Source organism: Limnobacter sp. G6BE5S, from assembly GCF_058448965.1.
Window position 1 is genome coordinate 26,385 of the sequence record NZ_JBZFLM010000007.1, and the last position, 15,214, is coordinate 41,598.

Sequence of the window (15,214 nt, forward strand, 5' to 3'; positions counted from 1 at the left end):
CTGGACCTCACCATGAAACGCATTTCCTTGCCGGAATTGAAAGACCGAATTATCAAAGGCGTTGTGCTTGCCTTGACCGCCGCTGCGGTCATGGCGTTTGGCACACAAGCTGACGCACAAACCCGAATTCGCGACCTGGTCACCGTGTCTGGCGTGCGCTCCAACCCGGTGTATGGCTACGGCATTGTGATCGGCCTGGATGGCACCGGCGACCAAACCACACAAACACCATTTACCAGCCAAAGCATTGTCTCCATGCTGCAGCAGTCTGGCATCACCTTGCCACCGGGTGCCAATTTGCAATTGAAGAACGTCGCTTCGGTCATGGTCACCGCCAATCTGCCTGCTTTTGCGCAACCCGGCCAGGCCATCGATGTCACTGTGTCCTCCATCGGCAATGCCAAAAGTCTGCGTGGCGGCATGTTGTTGATGACCCCATTGAAAGGTGCAGACGGTCAGGTATACGCACTGGCCCAAGGCCAATTGATTGTGGGTGGTGCAGGTGCTTCTGCAGGTGGTTCCAAAACAGTGATCAACCACTTGTCAGTAGGCCGTATTCCGGCTGGTGCCTTGGTTGAACGTGAAGTGGCTTCGCCCTTCCTGCTGGGAGAAACCCTGCAGCTGGAATTGACGACAACCGATTTTTCCAACGCCATTCGCGTGGCCGAGGCAATTAACAACAACATGGGCCCGAACGTGGCCCAAGCGCTCGACGGCCGCACCATCAAGGTTCGTGCACCCTCCAATCCCAACGACCGCGTGGCGTTTTTGTCGCGTGTTCAGGAACTGAGCATCAACAAAGCCATGGGCAGTGCCAAGGTCATTGTGAATGCACGCACGGGTTCGGTGGTCATGAATCAGGCCGTGATGCTGGAAAGCTGCGCCGTGGCACATGGCAACCTCACCGTCAAAATTACTTCTACCCCGGTTATCTCGCAACCCGCGCCATTTGGTCAGGGCGAAACGGTGGTTACTGAGGTGGCCGATATTCAAATTTCCGAAGCCGGTGGCGAGTTGATTGAGATCAAGGGGGCCGCCCAGTTGTCCGATGTGGTCAAAGCCTTGAATGCCTTGGGCGCTACGCCCAGCGACCTGATCTCGATTTTGCAGGCCATGCAAACCGCTGGCAGCCTGAAAGCTGAACTTGAGGTGATCTAAATGACGCCATTGTCGAACAAGCAGGTTGATACCCAGCAAATGCTGTCGATGGATTCCCGTAGCCTGGAAGGCTTGAAACGCGGTGCGCGCTCCGAACGGGGCAGCGAGGAGTTCAATGCAGCAGTTGACAAGGTGGCCGTGCAGTTCGAATCCATTTTTCTGCAGATGGCCTTGAAAAGCATGCGCGATGCCACACCCGAGGGCGGTTTGTTCACCGATTCCAGCACCAAAACCTATCAGGGCATGTACGACCAGGAACTGGTTCAGAAACTGTCGGGCAAGGGTTTGGGCCTTGCTGGCGAAATTGCACGGCAGTTAAAAGCCGGTGCAGGCGTGGGTGGCGAGCAAACCATTTTCCCGCCAGGGCAGATCAAGAAAGACTTCCCCTCAACTTTCCCGAAAACTGACCGTTAAGTCGTTCAAGACACCAAAGGATCCTGAATCATGTCTAACTCGGTTTACGGAATTGCGCTCAGCGGCCTGAATGCGGCCCGGGCAGGGCTATCCACCACCTCGCACAACATTGCGAACAGCAACACCGTTGGTTTTAATCGCCAGCAGGTGATTCAACAGTCGCGCCCCTCCACGGGCAGCGACATTGGCTATATTGGCCAGGGCGTTGACATTGCCTCCGTGCAGCGGGTGTATTCCGATTTCATCAATGCACAGGAACAGAAAGCCACATCCGATGCGGCTTTTTACAATGCCAAGGCGCAGCAAATTGCCCGTGTCGACGCCATGATCGCCGACGATGCGTCGGGCTTGTCCAGTGCCCTGAGTATTTTCTTTGGTGCCGCGCAAACCCTATCGACCAATCCGGCCGATCTGGCCGCGCGTCAGAACTACTTGTCCTCGGCTGGAACCCTGACTTCGCGATTCAACGGTTTGAATACGGTGATGGACGAATTGCGCAGTGCCACCAACCTGAAAGTTCGTGACACTGTGGAGCAGCTGAACAACGCCACCTCGCAAATTGCGGCGTTGAACAATCAAATCGTGACCGCCTTGAACCAAACCTCCAATGGTGGCCCACCCAATGATTTGATGGATCGCCGGGACCAATTGATCTTGCGGCTGTCCGAGCAGGTACAAGTGACGCGCGTGGATGTGGCCGACGGCTCAACCAATCTGTTTCTGGCCAATGGCCAGTCTTTGGTTGTAGGTACGACCCAATTCAAGGTTCAAACACAGGTTGATCCTCAAGACCCACAAAATTTGCTGGTTGGAATGACAACCAAAGTCAACGGTCAGGATCGACTTCTTGCCTTTGATTCCAAAAGTTTAGGCAACGGTGCGTTGTCAGGTTTCCTGAGCTTTCGTGAAAATGAACTGACCGAATACCAGAACACAATCAGCTTGCTGGCCGCGCGGATTGGTCAAGCAGTCAATGACGTCCAAACCACCGGTGTAGACCTGGACAACAACCCAGGCAGCGCCCTGTTCAGTTTCGGCAACAGCGGTAATTTTGTAACTGACATTTCCCGCGTTGTGCCCAATATCAACAACAGCACAGCCAACCCCACGCAAATCACCATGCGTGGTCTTGATTTGTCCAAGCTTGGGCCCGCCGAATACGAAGTTCAAATTGTGGGCAGCCAGCCCCGTTATCGCGAGATGGGCTCAAATGGTCCGTTTGTTCCTGCCGCATTGGTGACTGACCCAGGCGGTGATTACTATGAAATTCGCGACCCCGCAGGTGCACCATTGCTCAGCTTCCAGTTGAGCAATGCCACGCCGCAAGAAGGCGATCGTTTTGTGCTGATGCCTGTGCGTGAAGCAGCCTTGAACATGCGCACTGCGCTCAATCGGCCTTCTGAAGTGGCAGCGTCTTCCGCCGTCAACCCAAGCATCGGTAACAACGAAAATATTTTGAAGGTCGCTGCGTTGCAGACTGCACGCACCCTGTCTCAGTCCAATAACTCAGCGGGCGTTTCCATTTCGGACGGGTTCAACCAATTGGTCAGCCGCGTGGGCAATAAAACCCGTGAATTCAATCTGGCTGCGGAGTCACGCGAGACCGTGTTGAACCAGGTGGCCGATTCACGCGATGCCTTACAGGGCGTCAACATGGATGAAGAAGCGGCCAACCTGATCAAGTTTCAACAGGCTTACCAGGCTTCCGGGCGAGTTATTTCACTGTCCAAAGAATTGTTTGATCAAATCCTCAGCATGTTCTGATCGGGTTTCAAGGAAAAATTATGGCAATCGGCAGAATCAGCACCAACCAGTACTTCAAGCTCAGCACTGAACGCATGAGCAAGCAACAAACTGAACTGGTGAAATTACAGGGGCAACTGGCAACAGGGCAGCGGGTGCTGAAACCCTCGGATGACCCTTTGGCCATGTCAGTGGCTTTGGGTGCCAAAGCGGGTGTGAAAACCATCGACAGCTATCAAAGCAACATCACCTACGTGAACAACCAGTTGGGTCAAATGGATGTGGCCTTGCAATCAGCTTCCGACATCATGGTGTCCATCAAGGAAGCATTTTTGCAGGCAGGAAATGCAACATTAAGCCGTGCCGATCGGGAAATTATTGCGCAAGACATTGAAGGCCGCATGGAAGAGTTGCGCGGTATTGCCAACCGCACAGACGCCAACGGTTACTACATGTTTTCAGGTACGTTTCAGGACCGTGAGCCTTTCCAGGCACCGACTGGCGGCGTAACCGGCACGTTTTTGGAAACCACCACGGCAGCTGCTGGTGAAGCAGTGATTGGCCGAGAAATTCAAGTCGCCAGCGGCCGTTTTGTAAACCTGAGCATTACAGGCCAGGACGCCTTTGTAGACCCGAATACGAATGAAGATGCCTTTGCGATTCTTCGCGATGCGGTGGCTTTGTTGCGCAATCCTTCTTACCCCAATGGTCAGGAGGGTGCCACGCCTCAAGATACTTACTTGAAAGCGTTCAATGACAAGGGTGCGCAGCTCGACGACATTTTTGACCAGGTACAAATTTCCCGCACCAAAGTGGGTGTTCGCCTGCGTGAGGTTGAAACCCTGCAACAGATTAACCAGGCTGCCCAGTTGGAGCTTGAACGCGTTGCTGGTGAGGCGGTGGGGCTTGATTATGCCAAGGCCATCAGTGAGCTGTCTCAGGGCCAATTGCAGCTTCAGGCTGCGCAGCAAAGCTTTGCGAGTACCTCGCAGCTGACCTTGTTCAACTTTATTGGTTGAACTTGAAAGGTCGCAGCTGCGGTTTCTTGCTGGTTTCTTGCCACCTCGGCGTGGGTGACCTTTGATCTGAACTTGAAGGGTCACCGCTGCCCGAAAACTTGGCATATCGGCTTGTCCGCTTGAGCCTGCACTAAGCCAAGCCCTCCAAAAGTAACGGTCGGGTCTTGGCTTTCGCGCAAAGGCGCGATCGCTTGTCTCGGCACGCCAAGCCGGCAAGTTTTCTGACTGGTCATCGTGCGACCACTTGCAAGTTCAGCTCAGTGTCACCGGCGCCAGCGTCTCTCCACCACCGCGCAGCTCACCGTAGGGTTCACAGCCCAATCGGCGGCGGTGTTTCGATCGCCTCGCCTTCGAGAAAACCTGCCCTTGCGTGCCGAGCAGGGCCGGTGTCGCCCGGCATGGGCGACAGAGAACGAGCCCGACCCGCTTTTTAGGAGGGTCGTTCTCAGGCATCGTAAGGCTCAGCAAGGGAGTTACAGGTTTTCAGGCGAGAGATCGGAACCCAAGCCGATCGGGCTGTGAACAAGCGGTCGAGCGAACAACAACCCAAGCCGATCGGGCTAAACAAACCAGCGGCCGAGCAAGCTTAAATCAGTCCGTTCTCCAACGCATAGCGCGTCAGTTCACCATTGGTTTTCATGCGCATTTTCTCAAGAATCCGTGCCCGATAAACGCTCACGGTCTTGGGGCTAAGCGACAGCTCATCCGCAATTTCACTCAGCTTCTTGCCTGCAGCAATCATCCGAATGGTCTGGAACTCACGATCGCTGAGGGTCGCATGCAAAGGTTTGTCTGAATCTTCAGTCAAGTGGCTGGCCAGCGATTCAGCCAGTTCAGGGGTAATGTACTTGCGGCCAGCGGCAATCACCTGAATGGCATCCACCAGTTTTTCTGGTGCTGTGTTTTTGGTCAGGTATCCCGATGCGCCCGCTTTCAGGCAGCGCACGGCGTACTGGTCCTCCGGGTGCATCGACAACATCAGGATTTTCAGGGCGGGGTATTTGTCTTTCAGAATTTTTACAATGTCCACGCCATTTTTCCCCGGCATGGAAATATCCAGAATGGCCAGGTCAACGGCATGCCCGTTCATGGCCTTCATGATTTCTGAATACTCACCCGCTTGCGCCACCACCTGCACAAATCCTGTGTCATCCAGCAATTGCTTCAGGCTTCCCCGAAGCAATGCATGGTCATCTGCCAGCAGCACCTTAATCATTTCCCGCCTCACCTGTCTGAATGCTTCTTGGTATGGAAACCATGACCGTTGTCCCGGCCCCCAGGGACCCACTGACATCGACCCAACCCTCGAAGGCTGCAACCCGTTCTTGCATGCCACGCAAGCCGAACGATGTTTCTTTTAATTTATCAGTATTCTCGATTCCGCGACCATTGTCACGGATCTCCAGTGTTAATTCACTTTCTGTAACAAACAATTCCACGTCAACCTTTGTGGCCTGCGCGTGTTTCACGATATTGGTGAGTGCTTCCTGCAAAATCCTGAACAGGGCTGTGCTTTGCTCGCTGTCCAGGTCCAGTTCATCCACGTTGCACTGAAACAGGCCTTCGATCTGCGTGCGCTTCTGGAAATCGTTCATTTGCCACTCAAGGGCAGGGATCAGGCCATAGTCCAGAATACCTGGTCGCAAATCCTTGGCAATCCGCTGGCTGCTAGCCAGCAAGTGCTCAATCAACTCCAGCATGTCGGCGAGCTTTTCCTGCGCAGCGGGGTCACCAGGTGAATTCTTGTTAAGCCATGCCACATCGGCTTTCAATTTGGTCAGGGATCCGCCCATGTCATCGTGAATTTCACGGGCAATTGCACCACGCTCCTGCTCGCGTCGTTTCTCGAATTCGGTGGTGACGAGTCGCAATTCACTTTGTGCGTTCAGCAGGCGTTCTTCAGCCTGTTTTCGATCCGAAATATCGAGCAACACGCCATCCCAAACGAACACGTTTCCGCGTTGTTTGGCCACTGCATTCATGTAAACCCAGCGTGATTCCCGTTTGCCGTAATTCTTGATCCGACCTTCCCAACTCACGGCCACACCGGGTTTCGGAGGGTCCATCAATTGCTCAAAGAGGGCCGCTGCATCGGTGGGTTCAAACTGTTCGAAAAAGTAATGCGGGTTCTCAAGAAACAGGCGGGGAGGCACGCCAAACAAGCGAACCACACCCTCGCTGACAAAAGGAACCGTGGGGCGGGGCATCGAAGGCCCCGACTGCATTTGAAAAATAATGCCAGGAATATTCTCTGCAATGGCAGCAAACCGCCGTTCGGATTCACGCTGGGCCATTTCAGCTGCAGCAAGGCTGCGCCGTTCATTCGCAGCCCTTAGCGAACGCTCAATGGCGGGCACCAAGCGGGCCATTTTGTCTTTCATCAGGTAATCGTCGGCACCGGCACGCATGGCCTCCACAGCCACGTGTTCACCGATACTGCCCGAAACAATAATGAAAGGAATTTCCAGTCCTGAGTCGCGCACCACGCGTAAGGCTTCCTCGGAACCAAAGCCTGGCAAATTGTGGTCAGAAATCACCACCTGCCATTCCTCGTGTTCCAGGCACTTTCTCAGGTCTTCTATGCGGTCTACTCGCGTTGCTGTGTACTTCAAGCCGCCCTGTTTCAGGCGGTAGCACATCAGCTCGAAATCCGAATCATTGTCTTCCACCACCAGAACTTTCAGTCCACCATCTGAAAAGTTGCTGATGTCCAACAATGAAGGGGGTAGTCCTTTCGATTCACTCATTGTCTGTTCGCTTGTTGTTGGTTTTTATTGTTGTGTGCAGGATCAAAGCGAGAGATAACGCCCTTTCGAGGTTTTAATCCTTGCATTATTTTATTCATCTTATCGGAACATATCAGGGTATAGAACTCATTCACGTCGGGGCACCTCCCAAATTGTGTTAACCCCGCGACAAAGGCCCTGATGAACCGACCACCCGTAAAGTTTGAATTCTCCAAGTCCACACACACCAGCGACATGGTTGCAGGTGCCAGGCAAGCCGCAGTTGCTGTGAACCGCAGTTTGTTGAGCGACGACAATGCCGATCGTGAGTTTGAATTCAACGACAAGGATTTTGCCCGTGTACGCGCACTCATTCTGAAGATTGCGGGCATTTCATTGGCACCCAGCAAACAAAGCATGGTGTACAGCCGCCTGGCCCGACGCTTGCGTGCTTGCAATCACAACCGATTCTCCACGTATCTGGATGCGCTTGAATCCAATTCAGGCAATCCGGAATGGGAGCACTTCACCAATTCGCTGACAACCAACCTGACCTCGTTTTATCGCGAGGCTCATCACTTCGAGATTCTGAAAAAGCAATTGCAATCGCTCTCGCGCAATGCCCGAATCGAGCTGTGGTGCAGTGCCGCGTCCACCGGTGAGGAGCCCTACACCATGGCGATCACGGCCATGGAAGCTTTCAACAGCATGAATCCGCCTGTGCGAATCCTCGCCACAGACATCGACACCAAAGTGCTTGAGCATGCCAAAAAGGGTGTTTACCGCATGGATCAGGTCGACAAAGTTCCGGATGAAATTCTGCGAAAGTATTTTTTGAAAGGCAAGGGCGAAAGCGAAGGGCTGATTCGTGTGCGCCCTGAAGTGCAAGCATTGTTGACATTTCGCAAGCTGAACCTGATGGACAATGTGTGGTCCCTGAGGCCCGGCTTTGACGCCATTTTCTGTCGAAATGTCATGATCTATTTTGAGAAAGATGTGCAATTGCAAATCCTCAAGCGATTCGCTCCCCTGATGAATCAGAACGGCCTGTTGTATGCAGGGCACTCTGAAAACTTCGCCATGGCGCGCGACTATTTCACCTTGCGTGGTAAAACCGTGTACACCGTGAATGCCGACAAAGCAGTCAAAACCAGCACCGGCGGAGAAGGTCAGGCACGTCAGGTTACAGCATGAGCACAGGGCTGTTAATTTCACCCCCGGTAACAACTGCACCGCCCCTGGTGAAAAAAATCATCATGCCTGGTGATTATTTCGTGTCATGGGCACCCGCTGAAATCGCTACCCTGTTGGGGTCCTGCGTGTCAGCTTGCGTGTGGGACAGTCATCGAAAAATTGGCGGTCTGAATCATTTCATGTTGCCCGACTCGCCATCCGAAGCGCGCACACTAGCCGACAAAACCAAATCGCTGCGTTACGGTTTGTATGCCATGGAATGCCTGATCAACGACCTGTTGACCATGGGTGCAAAGCGGGAGCATCTCAGTGCCAAAGTATTTGGTGGTGCCAATATTACTGGCGCCTTGAACACCCAACATGTGGGTCGCAGAAATGCAGAATTCGTGATCGATTTTTTACAGAAAGACAAAATCAAAGTGGTGGCATCCGATTTGGGTGGGCCCCATAGCCGCCGTATTCGTTTCAATACCCAAACCAGCGCAGTGCGTGTAGAGCGAGTGGCCAGCGCCAACTCAGCGGCACTGCAGCAGGAAAAACGATACAGCGAAAAGATTAACAAAGACCCCGTCAATGGCGACATTGTGTTTTTCTAAGGGCTCATGTGATGAATAAAATCAAAGTGTTGGTGGTAGATGATTCGGCCTTGATCCGAAACCTGATGAGCAAAATCATCAATTCACAGCGCGACATGGAAACCGTGGCCACAGCCCCCGATCCATTTATTGCCCGAGACCAAATCAAGAAATTCAATCCCGATGTGATTACACTTGACATTGAAATGCCCAAAATGGACGGCATTGAATTTTTGGAAAAAATCATGCGCTTGCGGCCCACGCCCGTGTTGATGGTGTCTACTTTGACTGAGCGCGGAACCGACGTAACCTTTCGCGCCCTTGAACTTGGAGCTGTTGATTTCGTGACCAAACCCAAACTGGACATTAGCCAAGGCATGATCGATTATGCCAACGAAATTACCGACAAAATTCGCGCTGCCTATGCGGCCCGTTTTCGCCTGAATCGATTGCCTTCGAAGCCCGCTGCGCAGGCACCGACGGCTCAGGCTGATCCAGTCACTGGCATGGTGGTTCCAGCCGAGGCGGCCAAGCCTGTGCCCACCAACAACGCCTTGGGTAACCGCTTTGCAGCCACTGAAAAACTTGTGTTGATTGGTTCGTCCACAGGTGGCACCGAGGCCATTCGGGTCATTCTTGAACAATTGCCCAAAGACAGCCCCGCGATCTTGATTACCCAACACATGCCAGCCGGTTTTACCAAAAGTTTTGCGGACCGCTTGAACCAGGTGTGCAATATCACCGTGAAGGAAGCAGTGCATGGTGAACGCGTTTTGCCCGGCCATGCCTACATTGCACCGGGTGACAAACACCTGTTGTTGGGTCGCAGTGGTGCCAACTACATTTGCCAGTTGTCCGATTCTGAGCCAGTCAATCGTCACCGGCCATCGGTTGAAGTGCTGTTCAAGTCAGGGCAGGAAGTGTCGCCCCGCAACATTGTGGGCATCATGCTCACCGGCATGGGCAAAGACGGCGCACAGGCCATGGCCGACATGAAAAAAGCCGGTTCCTACAATATTTGCCAGGATGAGGCCAGCTCAGTGGTGTTTGGCATGCCACGGGAAGCGATCGCTTTGGGTGCAGCCGATGAAGTGGTTCCCCTGAACCAGATCGCCAGGCGCCTGCTCGACTACCTCTCTAAAATCGGAGGGCGTTCAGCTGTTCGAATTTGACCTGGTGGACAGCCAGTTTTTCAGGCTGTCCATGTCCATGGGGCGAGAAAACCAATAGCCTTGCAGCCTGTCGCAACCCATCTGAATCAGGCTTTCCCGCTGCTCTGCAGTTTCAATGCCTTCCGCATGCACAATCAGGCCCAATGCATGTGCAAGATCAATCACAGCCTTCACAATCATGTGGCTGTTTTTGTCCTCCAGCAGATCCATGACAAAACTTTTGTCGATCTTCAACACATCCACAGGCAGTTGCCGCAAGTAATTCAGCGACGCGTAACCCGTACCAAAATCATCCATCGCAATTTGCGAACCCTGTGCTTTCAGTTGGTTCAAAGCATCGACCGTGCGGGCCATGTCATCAATGGCCGCTGACTCTGTGACCTCGAACTCAATCCACTTGGGGTCCAGGCCTGCATTGCGAACGGTTTGTTGCGCTTTGGCTGGAAATTCCGGGTTAAGAAGCTGACCGGCCGAGCAATTCACCGCGCACCACAGGATGTGGCCTTGCTGATGTAACTCAAGAACCTTCTTGCTGCTCGACTCAATCACCCAATCGCCTAGCGCATCAATCAGGCCTGAGTCCTCGGCTACTCCAATAAACTCGCTCGGCATGATCCGACCCAGTTCCGGGTGGGTCCACCTCACCAGGGCTTCAAGTCCGCAAATGCGGCCGGTTTTAAGGTCTTCAATCGGCTGAAAGTCGAGCACCAGCTCATTGCTCTCAATGCCTTTGGCCAAACCCAGTTCAATGGTTTTGCGTCGCTTGGCCAAGTCATGAATTTCGGCATCAAGAACATTCAACAGTTCAAGTCCGCGAGACTCAATCACATGCGCCACCGATAGCGCATGGGTGACCAACTCGGCTGCATGCTGACCATGCACACCGGGGCGAGCCAGCCCCAAACGCATGTTCGGGCGAACAGCAATGTTGTCGACCGTGAACACACGGTTCAGGTTGGCTTCAAACTCGCACAGTGTGTCGGCGATCAAGGTGTTGTCTGCACTCCAGTCGAGCTTATTGGTTAGCACCACCAACACATTGTCAGACCATCTGCACAGAATGTCCTGCTTAAAGGTGTCCCGAACTCGCTCCACGATTTTTTCAAGCATATTGCGCCGAATTCGCGGGTCTACTTCCGGGCGGCGTGCCTGGTTTCTGGACACATTCACGCTTAGCATGCACAGGTCATTGTCATCGCCTGAATGGGCACTCAAACCCGACAAAGTTTTCACCAAACCTTGGCGGTTCAAAAAGCCCGTGGCGGCATCAAAATAAACAGCACGCCTGTGGGCTTGCTCAAGCAATAGTTTTTCCCGGCGAAGCCTGTGCGTGTGAATTTCCCTGCGAACCGCAGGAATCAGTCGTTCGGGTTTGGATTTCTCGACATAATCGCGCACACCTTCGTGCATGGCTTGCACGCCCAGTGCGTCGTTCGCCAAACCCGAGAGCAGAATCATGGGGGTTTCAGGCCGCAGACTTTGAACTATTTCAATGGCCTTCTCGTGCGTCAGCTGGGGCATGGAATAGTCACAAATCACCAGGTCGGGCTCGATGTCGTTCAGCGTTGTTTTCAGCGTTTCCTCGCTATGCGCATGACGAACAATCGCTGTTTGCCAGGTTTTCACGAGTTGACGCTTGATCAATAGAAAATCATCGTCGCTGTCGTCGACAACAATGATTCTGGGCGCTTCCTGTTCTGTTGTCATTGAAGGTTTTATGATGGTGTTATTGGCAAAGAAACAGCCGCTTTCCTGTATCCTGCACACTTCTGCAGAGGCTGTCTAGTCGGGCAATTCACGAGAAAAGACATGAGCAAGGCTTTCACCAAAGAAAACGATTCAGAATTTGAGGACGATGGCCCCGACGCAGGCCCCGCACTTCCCCAAGGCTTGAAAAATTACATCACGCCAAAAGGCTATCGCCGTTTGCGCGATGAGCTGACTCATCTTGTGAAAATTGAACGACCCGAGGTGGTTTCGGTGGTGTCTTGGGCGGCCTCCAATGGCGATCGTTCTGAAAATGGCGATTATCTGTACGGTAAAAAACGTTTGCGTGAAATCGATCGCCGAATTCGTTTTCTCACCAAGCGCACTGAAATTGCCGAGGTGGTAGACCCCGCCACGCAGCAAGAACTCGAGAGTATTTTCTTCGGTGCCACGGTCACCTACATCAACTCAAAAGGTGATGAACTCACTGTGAAAATTGTGGGCGTTGATGAAGTGGATACTGCCAAAGGACACATCAGCTGGATTTCGCCTGTGGCGCGTGCGCTGTTAAAAGCGAAAGAGGGTGATGTGGTGTACCTGATGACGCCGGGTGGGCGGGATGAGCTTGAGATTGTCGAAGTGCAGTATGTGATCGACTGATTCTTGATCTGATTTTGAGGGATCGCCGCAGTGGTTTCCTGCTGGTTTCTTGCCACCTCGGCGTGGGTTGCCTGTTTCGCACTGAAAACCGCTGAATCCCTTTTTGAAATTCCCCCTGACTCACCTCGCTCGGCAAAAGGGCGGGCCGAGTCTCGGTGCCGGCCAATGGCCGACCGTTGCGGTTGAATTCAAACGGGGCGGTTTTCTTGAAGTGCGCCCCAAGCAATCCCACTGCCGAGTTGGCTTAAACCGGCGCCAGCGTCTCTTCAACACCGCGCAGCTCACCGCTGTTCAACGCCCAATCGGCGGCGGTGTTTCGATCGCCTCGCCTTCAAGAAAACCTGCCCTTGCGTGCCGAGCAGGGCCGGTGTCGCCCGGCATGGGCGACAGAGAACGAGCCCGACCCGCTTTTTAGGAGGGTCGTTCTCAGGCATCGAAAGGCTCAGCAAGGGAAATACAGGTTTTCAGGCGAGAGATCGGAACCCAAGCCGATCGGGCAGTTAACCAGCGTTCGAGCGAACGACAAGACAACCCAAGCCGATCGGGCTATTCAAACCAGAAGGTCAGTGTGTCGCAGTGTCCGCAACCGGCAAGCGCACCTTGGCAAAAGCACGGCCTTTCACGCGGGTTACTCGTTCTACGTATTCAAGCCTGCGCAGCGCCATCAAGATGCGCGCCAAGTGCACACGGTCAGTCACCTGAATGGTGAAGTGCAACAGCTTGCGGTAGGCCGTTTCATCGCTCATGGTCAGGTTGGTAATGTTGGCACCCGCATCAGACAAGGTGGCTGCAATGGTGGCCAAAGCGCCTTTCTCGTTCACAGCCTGCAAGTCAACATTGACGTCGAATGGGCGTGTAATTTCCGGTGACCACTGCACATCAGTCCAGCGCTCGGGTTCTTTGCGAATCTGTTTGCGGGCTGTTTCGCATTCATCAGTGTGAATGATCAGGCCCGAGCCTTTTCGCACATATCCAATAATGTGGTCCCCAGGAATCGGCAAACAACAGGGTGCGCGTTGAACCGACATGCCTTCTCCACCGTGAATCATAATCGGCACTCGCGGCTCACCGGTATTGGCAACTTGCGCATCCACCCGCGCATCTGCACGGCCCATGGCAATCAGCACTCGGCGGGCAACAACAGGGGCCACACGGCGACCTGCGCCAACATCAGCCAGAAGTTCATCGCGGGTGCTGACCTGTGAATCTTTTTGCAAACGGTCCCACACTTCATTGCTCAAATGTTCCAGCTTGATTTGGTCCGCTTCCAAAGCCTGTTCCAGCAGTCGGCTTCCCAGGCGAACAGTTTCTTCAAGATTCATCGACTTCAAATAGTGACGAATCTCGGATCGGGCCTTGCCTGAACGCACAAAGCCCAGCCAAACCGGGTTGGGGCGGCTGTGTGGGGCTGTAATAATTTCAACCACATCGCCGCTTTTCAAAATGGTGCGCAGCGGTTCGATCACCTGATTAACCCGTGCGGCCACGCAATGGTTGCCCACATCGGTGTGCACTGCATACGCGAAATCGACCACAGTGGCTCCCCGGGGCAGACTCATGATCTTGCCGTTGGGGGTGAACACGTACACCGCATCGGGGAACAGGTCCACCTTAATGTGTTCGAGAAACTCAGCTGAATCGCCGGTTTGGTTTTGAATGTCGAGCAGGCTTTGCAGCAGGCGGTGGGTTTGGGTTTGAATGGTGTTTAGCGCCTCGCCTTCGCCTTTGTACAGCCAGTGCGAAGCCACGCCTTTTTCAGCCACCTGGTGCATTTCTTCGGTGCGAATCTGGAATTCAACCGGTGTGCCATAAGGGCCCAGCAAGGTGGTGTGCAAACTTTGGTAGCCGTTCAGCTTCGGGATCGCAATGTAGTCTTTGAACTTGCCCGGCACGGGCTTGAATAGCTGGTGCAACATGCCCATGGCCATGTAACAGCCGGGCATGTCTTTCACCACCACCCGGAAACCGTACACATCGAGCACCTGCGAAAAGCTCAGGCGCTTTTCAATCATTTTGCGGTAAATGCCGTACAGCGCTTTTTCTCGACCAAACACTTGGCACTCAATGCTGGCGTCGTCCAGGCATTTTTCTACCGCTTCCAGAATTTTGCTGACCACCTCGCGGCGGTTACCACGCGCTGCCAGCACCGCTTTTTTCAGCACCTCATAGCGCATGGGGTAGGCATGCTGAAAGCTAAGTTCTTGCAGTTCGCGGAAGATTTCATTCAAGCCCAGTCGGTGGGCAATGGGGGCGTAAATTTCGAGGGTTTCTAAGGCAATGCGGCGTTTCTTGGCGGGACTCATAATGTCGAGCGTTCGCATATTGTGCAAACGGTCGGCCAACTTCACCAAAATAACGCGCAGGTCGCGGGCCATGGCCAGCAACATTTTGCGGAAGTTCTCGGCCTGGGCTTCTTCCCGGGAAGAAAACTCCATTTTGTCGAGCTTGGAAAGCCCATCCACCAAATCGGCCACTGATCCGCCGAAGCGCTCGATCAAATCTTCCTTGGTGGTGCCAGAATCCTCCATCACATCGTGAAGCAGGGCGGCTTGAATGGCTTGGCTGTCTAGGCGCCAACTGGCGCAAAGTTCAGCCACAGCAATGGGGTGGGTTACGTAAGGCTCACCTGTGGCGCGGAATTGCCCCAGGTGTGCAACGTCAGAAAACTTGTAAGCCTCGCGAACACGCCGAATCTCTGCCTCGGGTAAATATGTCGAGGCAAGTCCTATTAGCTGTGCGATAGAGACCACGTCGGGTCGGTTTGGCTCAGGTTGAAGTTCTCTGGCTTGCATTGCCCCCCGCATTTTGTACCACTCTTACAACTTTAACTACGATCTTCTATTGTG

The 15,214-nt window shown here is 53.6% G+C and carries 12 protein-coding genes; 8 read left to right on the plus strand and 4 right to left on the minus strand.

Annotated elements, in window-relative coordinates; all coding sequences use genetic code 11:
* Positions 1-12: 12 nt before the first annotated feature.
* From ACVL1J_RS13125 to flgL, 4 genes are read left to right on the plus strand one after another with little or no spacing between them, the layout of a single operon-like run.
* Positions 13-1,158, plus strand: a complete 1,146-nt coding sequence (locus ACVL1J_RS13125; RefSeq protein ID WP_491665371.1) for a flagellar basal body P-ring protein FlgI — start codon at positions 13-15, stop codon at positions 1,156-1,158.
* Complete coding sequence (locus tag ACVL1J_RS13130; protein ID WP_491665372.1) at positions 1,159-1,572, plus strand: rod-binding protein; 414 nt, start codon at positions 1,159-1,161, stop codon at positions 1,570-1,572.
* 30 nt (positions 1,573-1,602) lie between these two features.
* A complete protein-coding gene (gene flgK / locus ACVL1J_RS13135) occupies positions 1,603-3,336 on the plus strand; it encodes a flagellar hook-associated protein FlgK (RefSeq protein WP_159571670.1) in 1,734 nt (577 codons plus the stop codon).
* Positions 3,337-3,356: 20 nt separating this feature from the next.
* Entirely contained in the window at positions 3,357-4,334 is a 978-nt protein-coding gene (gene flgL, locus ACVL1J_RS13140) for a flagellar hook-associated protein FlgL (RefSeq protein ID WP_159571668.1), read from the plus strand.
* A 586-nt stretch (positions 4,335-4,920) separates the two neighbouring features.
* Here the strand turns inward: flgL and ACVL1J_RS13145 are convergent.
* Positions 4,921-5,550, minus strand: coding sequence for a response regulator (locus ACVL1J_RS13145; protein WP_159571666.1), 630 nt, complete (start codon positions 5,548-5,550; stop codon positions 4,921-4,923).
* Positions 5,543-7,081, minus strand: a complete 1,539-nt coding sequence (locus ACVL1J_RS13150) for a hybrid sensor histidine kinase/response regulator (RefSeq protein WP_341237698.1) — start codon at positions 7,079-7,081, stop codon at positions 5,543-5,545. The genes ACVL1J_RS13145 and ACVL1J_RS13150 overlap by 8 nt, the downstream gene beginning before the upstream one ends.
* A gap of 180 nt (positions 7,082-7,261) precedes the next feature.
* Between ACVL1J_RS13150 and ACVL1J_RS13155 the strand changes: the two genes are divergently transcribed.
* From ACVL1J_RS13155 to ACVL1J_RS13165, 3 genes are read left to right on the plus strand one after another with little or no spacing between them, the layout of a single operon-like run.
* Entirely contained in the window at positions 7,262-8,254 is a 993-nt protein-coding gene (locus tag ACVL1J_RS13155) for a CheR family methyltransferase (protein WP_341237697.1), read from the plus strand.
* A complete protein-coding gene (locus ACVL1J_RS13160) occupies positions 8,251-8,850 on the plus strand; it encodes a chemoreceptor glutamine deamidase CheD (protein ID WP_341237696.1) in 600 nt (199 codons plus the stop codon). Before ACVL1J_RS13155 ends, ACVL1J_RS13160 begins: the two co-directional genes overlap by 4 nt.
* Positions 8,851-8,861: 11 nt before the next feature.
* Complete coding sequence (locus ACVL1J_RS13165; RefSeq protein ID WP_341237695.1) at positions 8,862-10,001, plus strand: protein-glutamate methylesterase/protein-glutamine glutaminase; 1,140 nt, start codon at positions 8,862-8,864, stop codon at positions 9,999-10,001.
* Here the strand turns inward: ACVL1J_RS13165 and ACVL1J_RS13170 are convergent.
* The gene (locus ACVL1J_RS13170) at positions 9,984-11,708 is read right to left on the minus strand and encodes an EAL domain-containing protein (RefSeq protein ID WP_341237694.1); all 1,725 of its coding nucleotides are present in this window, start codon (positions 11,706-11,708) and stop codon (positions 9,984-9,986) included. The two genes, ACVL1J_RS13165 and ACVL1J_RS13170, sit on opposite strands and share 18 nt — an antisense overlap.
* 102 nt (positions 11,709-11,810) lie before the next feature.
* Here ACVL1J_RS13170 and greB point away from each other — a divergent pair, with 102 nt between their 5' ends.
* The gene (gene greB, locus ACVL1J_RS13175; protein ID WP_341237693.1) at positions 11,811-12,368 is read left to right on the plus strand and encodes a transcription elongation factor GreB; all 558 of its coding nucleotides are present in this window, start codon (positions 11,811-11,813) and stop codon (positions 12,366-12,368) included.
* Positions 12,369-12,931: 563 nt separating this feature from the next.
* Here the strand turns inward: greB and ACVL1J_RS13180 are convergent.
* Positions 12,932-15,160 (minus strand): RelA/SpoT family protein, encoded by a 2,229-nt coding sequence (locus ACVL1J_RS13180; protein ID WP_159571649.1) that lies wholly within the window; start codon positions 15,158-15,160, stop codon positions 12,932-12,934.
* Between the last annotated feature and the right edge of the window lie 54 nt (positions 15,161-15,214).

What these genes read in the sequence shown, in the direction of transcription:
- ACVL1J_RS13160 (WP_341237696.1), top strand. Translation starts at nt 8,251, where the DNA reads ATGAGCACAGGGCTGTTAATTTCACCCCCGGTAACAACTGCACCGCCC.
- ACVL1J_RS13145 (WP_159571666.1), bottom strand. Translation starts at nt 5,550, where the DNA reads ATGATTAAGGTGCTGCTGGCAGATGACCATGCATTGCTTCGGGGAAGC.
- flgK (WP_159571670.1), top strand. Translation starts at nt 1,603, where the DNA reads ATGTCTAACTCGGTTTACGGAATTGCGCTCAGCGGCCTGAATGCGGCC.
- greB (WP_341237693.1), top strand. Translation starts at nt 11,811, where the DNA reads ATGAGCAAGGCTTTCACCAAAGAAAACGATTCAGAATTTGAGGACGAT.
- ACVL1J_RS13150 (WP_341237698.1), bottom strand. Translation starts at nt 7,081, where the DNA reads ATGAGTGAATCGAAAGGACTACCCCCTTCATTGTTGGACATCAGCAAC.
- ACVL1J_RS13130 (WP_491665372.1), top strand. Translation starts at nt 1,159, where the DNA reads ATGACGCCATTGTCGAACAAGCAGGTTGATACCCAGCAAATGCTGTCG.
- ACVL1J_RS13180 (WP_159571649.1), bottom strand. Translation starts at nt 15,160, where the DNA reads ATGCAAGCCAGAGAACTTCAACCTGAGCCAAACCGACCCGACGTGGTC.
- ACVL1J_RS13125 (WP_491665371.1), top strand. Translation starts at nt 13, where the DNA reads ATGAAACGCATTTCCTTGCCGGAATTGAAAGACCGAATTATCAAAGGC.
- ACVL1J_RS13170 (WP_341237694.1), bottom strand. Translation starts at nt 11,708, where the DNA reads ATGACAACAGAACAGGAAGCGCCCAGAATCATTGTTGTCGACGACAGC.
- ACVL1J_RS13165 (WP_341237695.1), top strand. Translation starts at nt 8,862, where the DNA reads ATGAATAAAATCAAAGTGTTGGTGGTAGATGATTCGGCCTTGATCCGA.
- flgL (WP_159571668.1), top strand. Translation starts at nt 3,357, where the DNA reads ATGGCAATCGGCAGAATCAGCACCAACCAGTACTTCAAGCTCAGCACT.
- ACVL1J_RS13155 (WP_341237697.1), top strand. Translation starts at nt 7,262, where the DNA reads ATGAACCGACCACCCGTAAAGTTTGAATTCTCCAAGTCCACACACACC.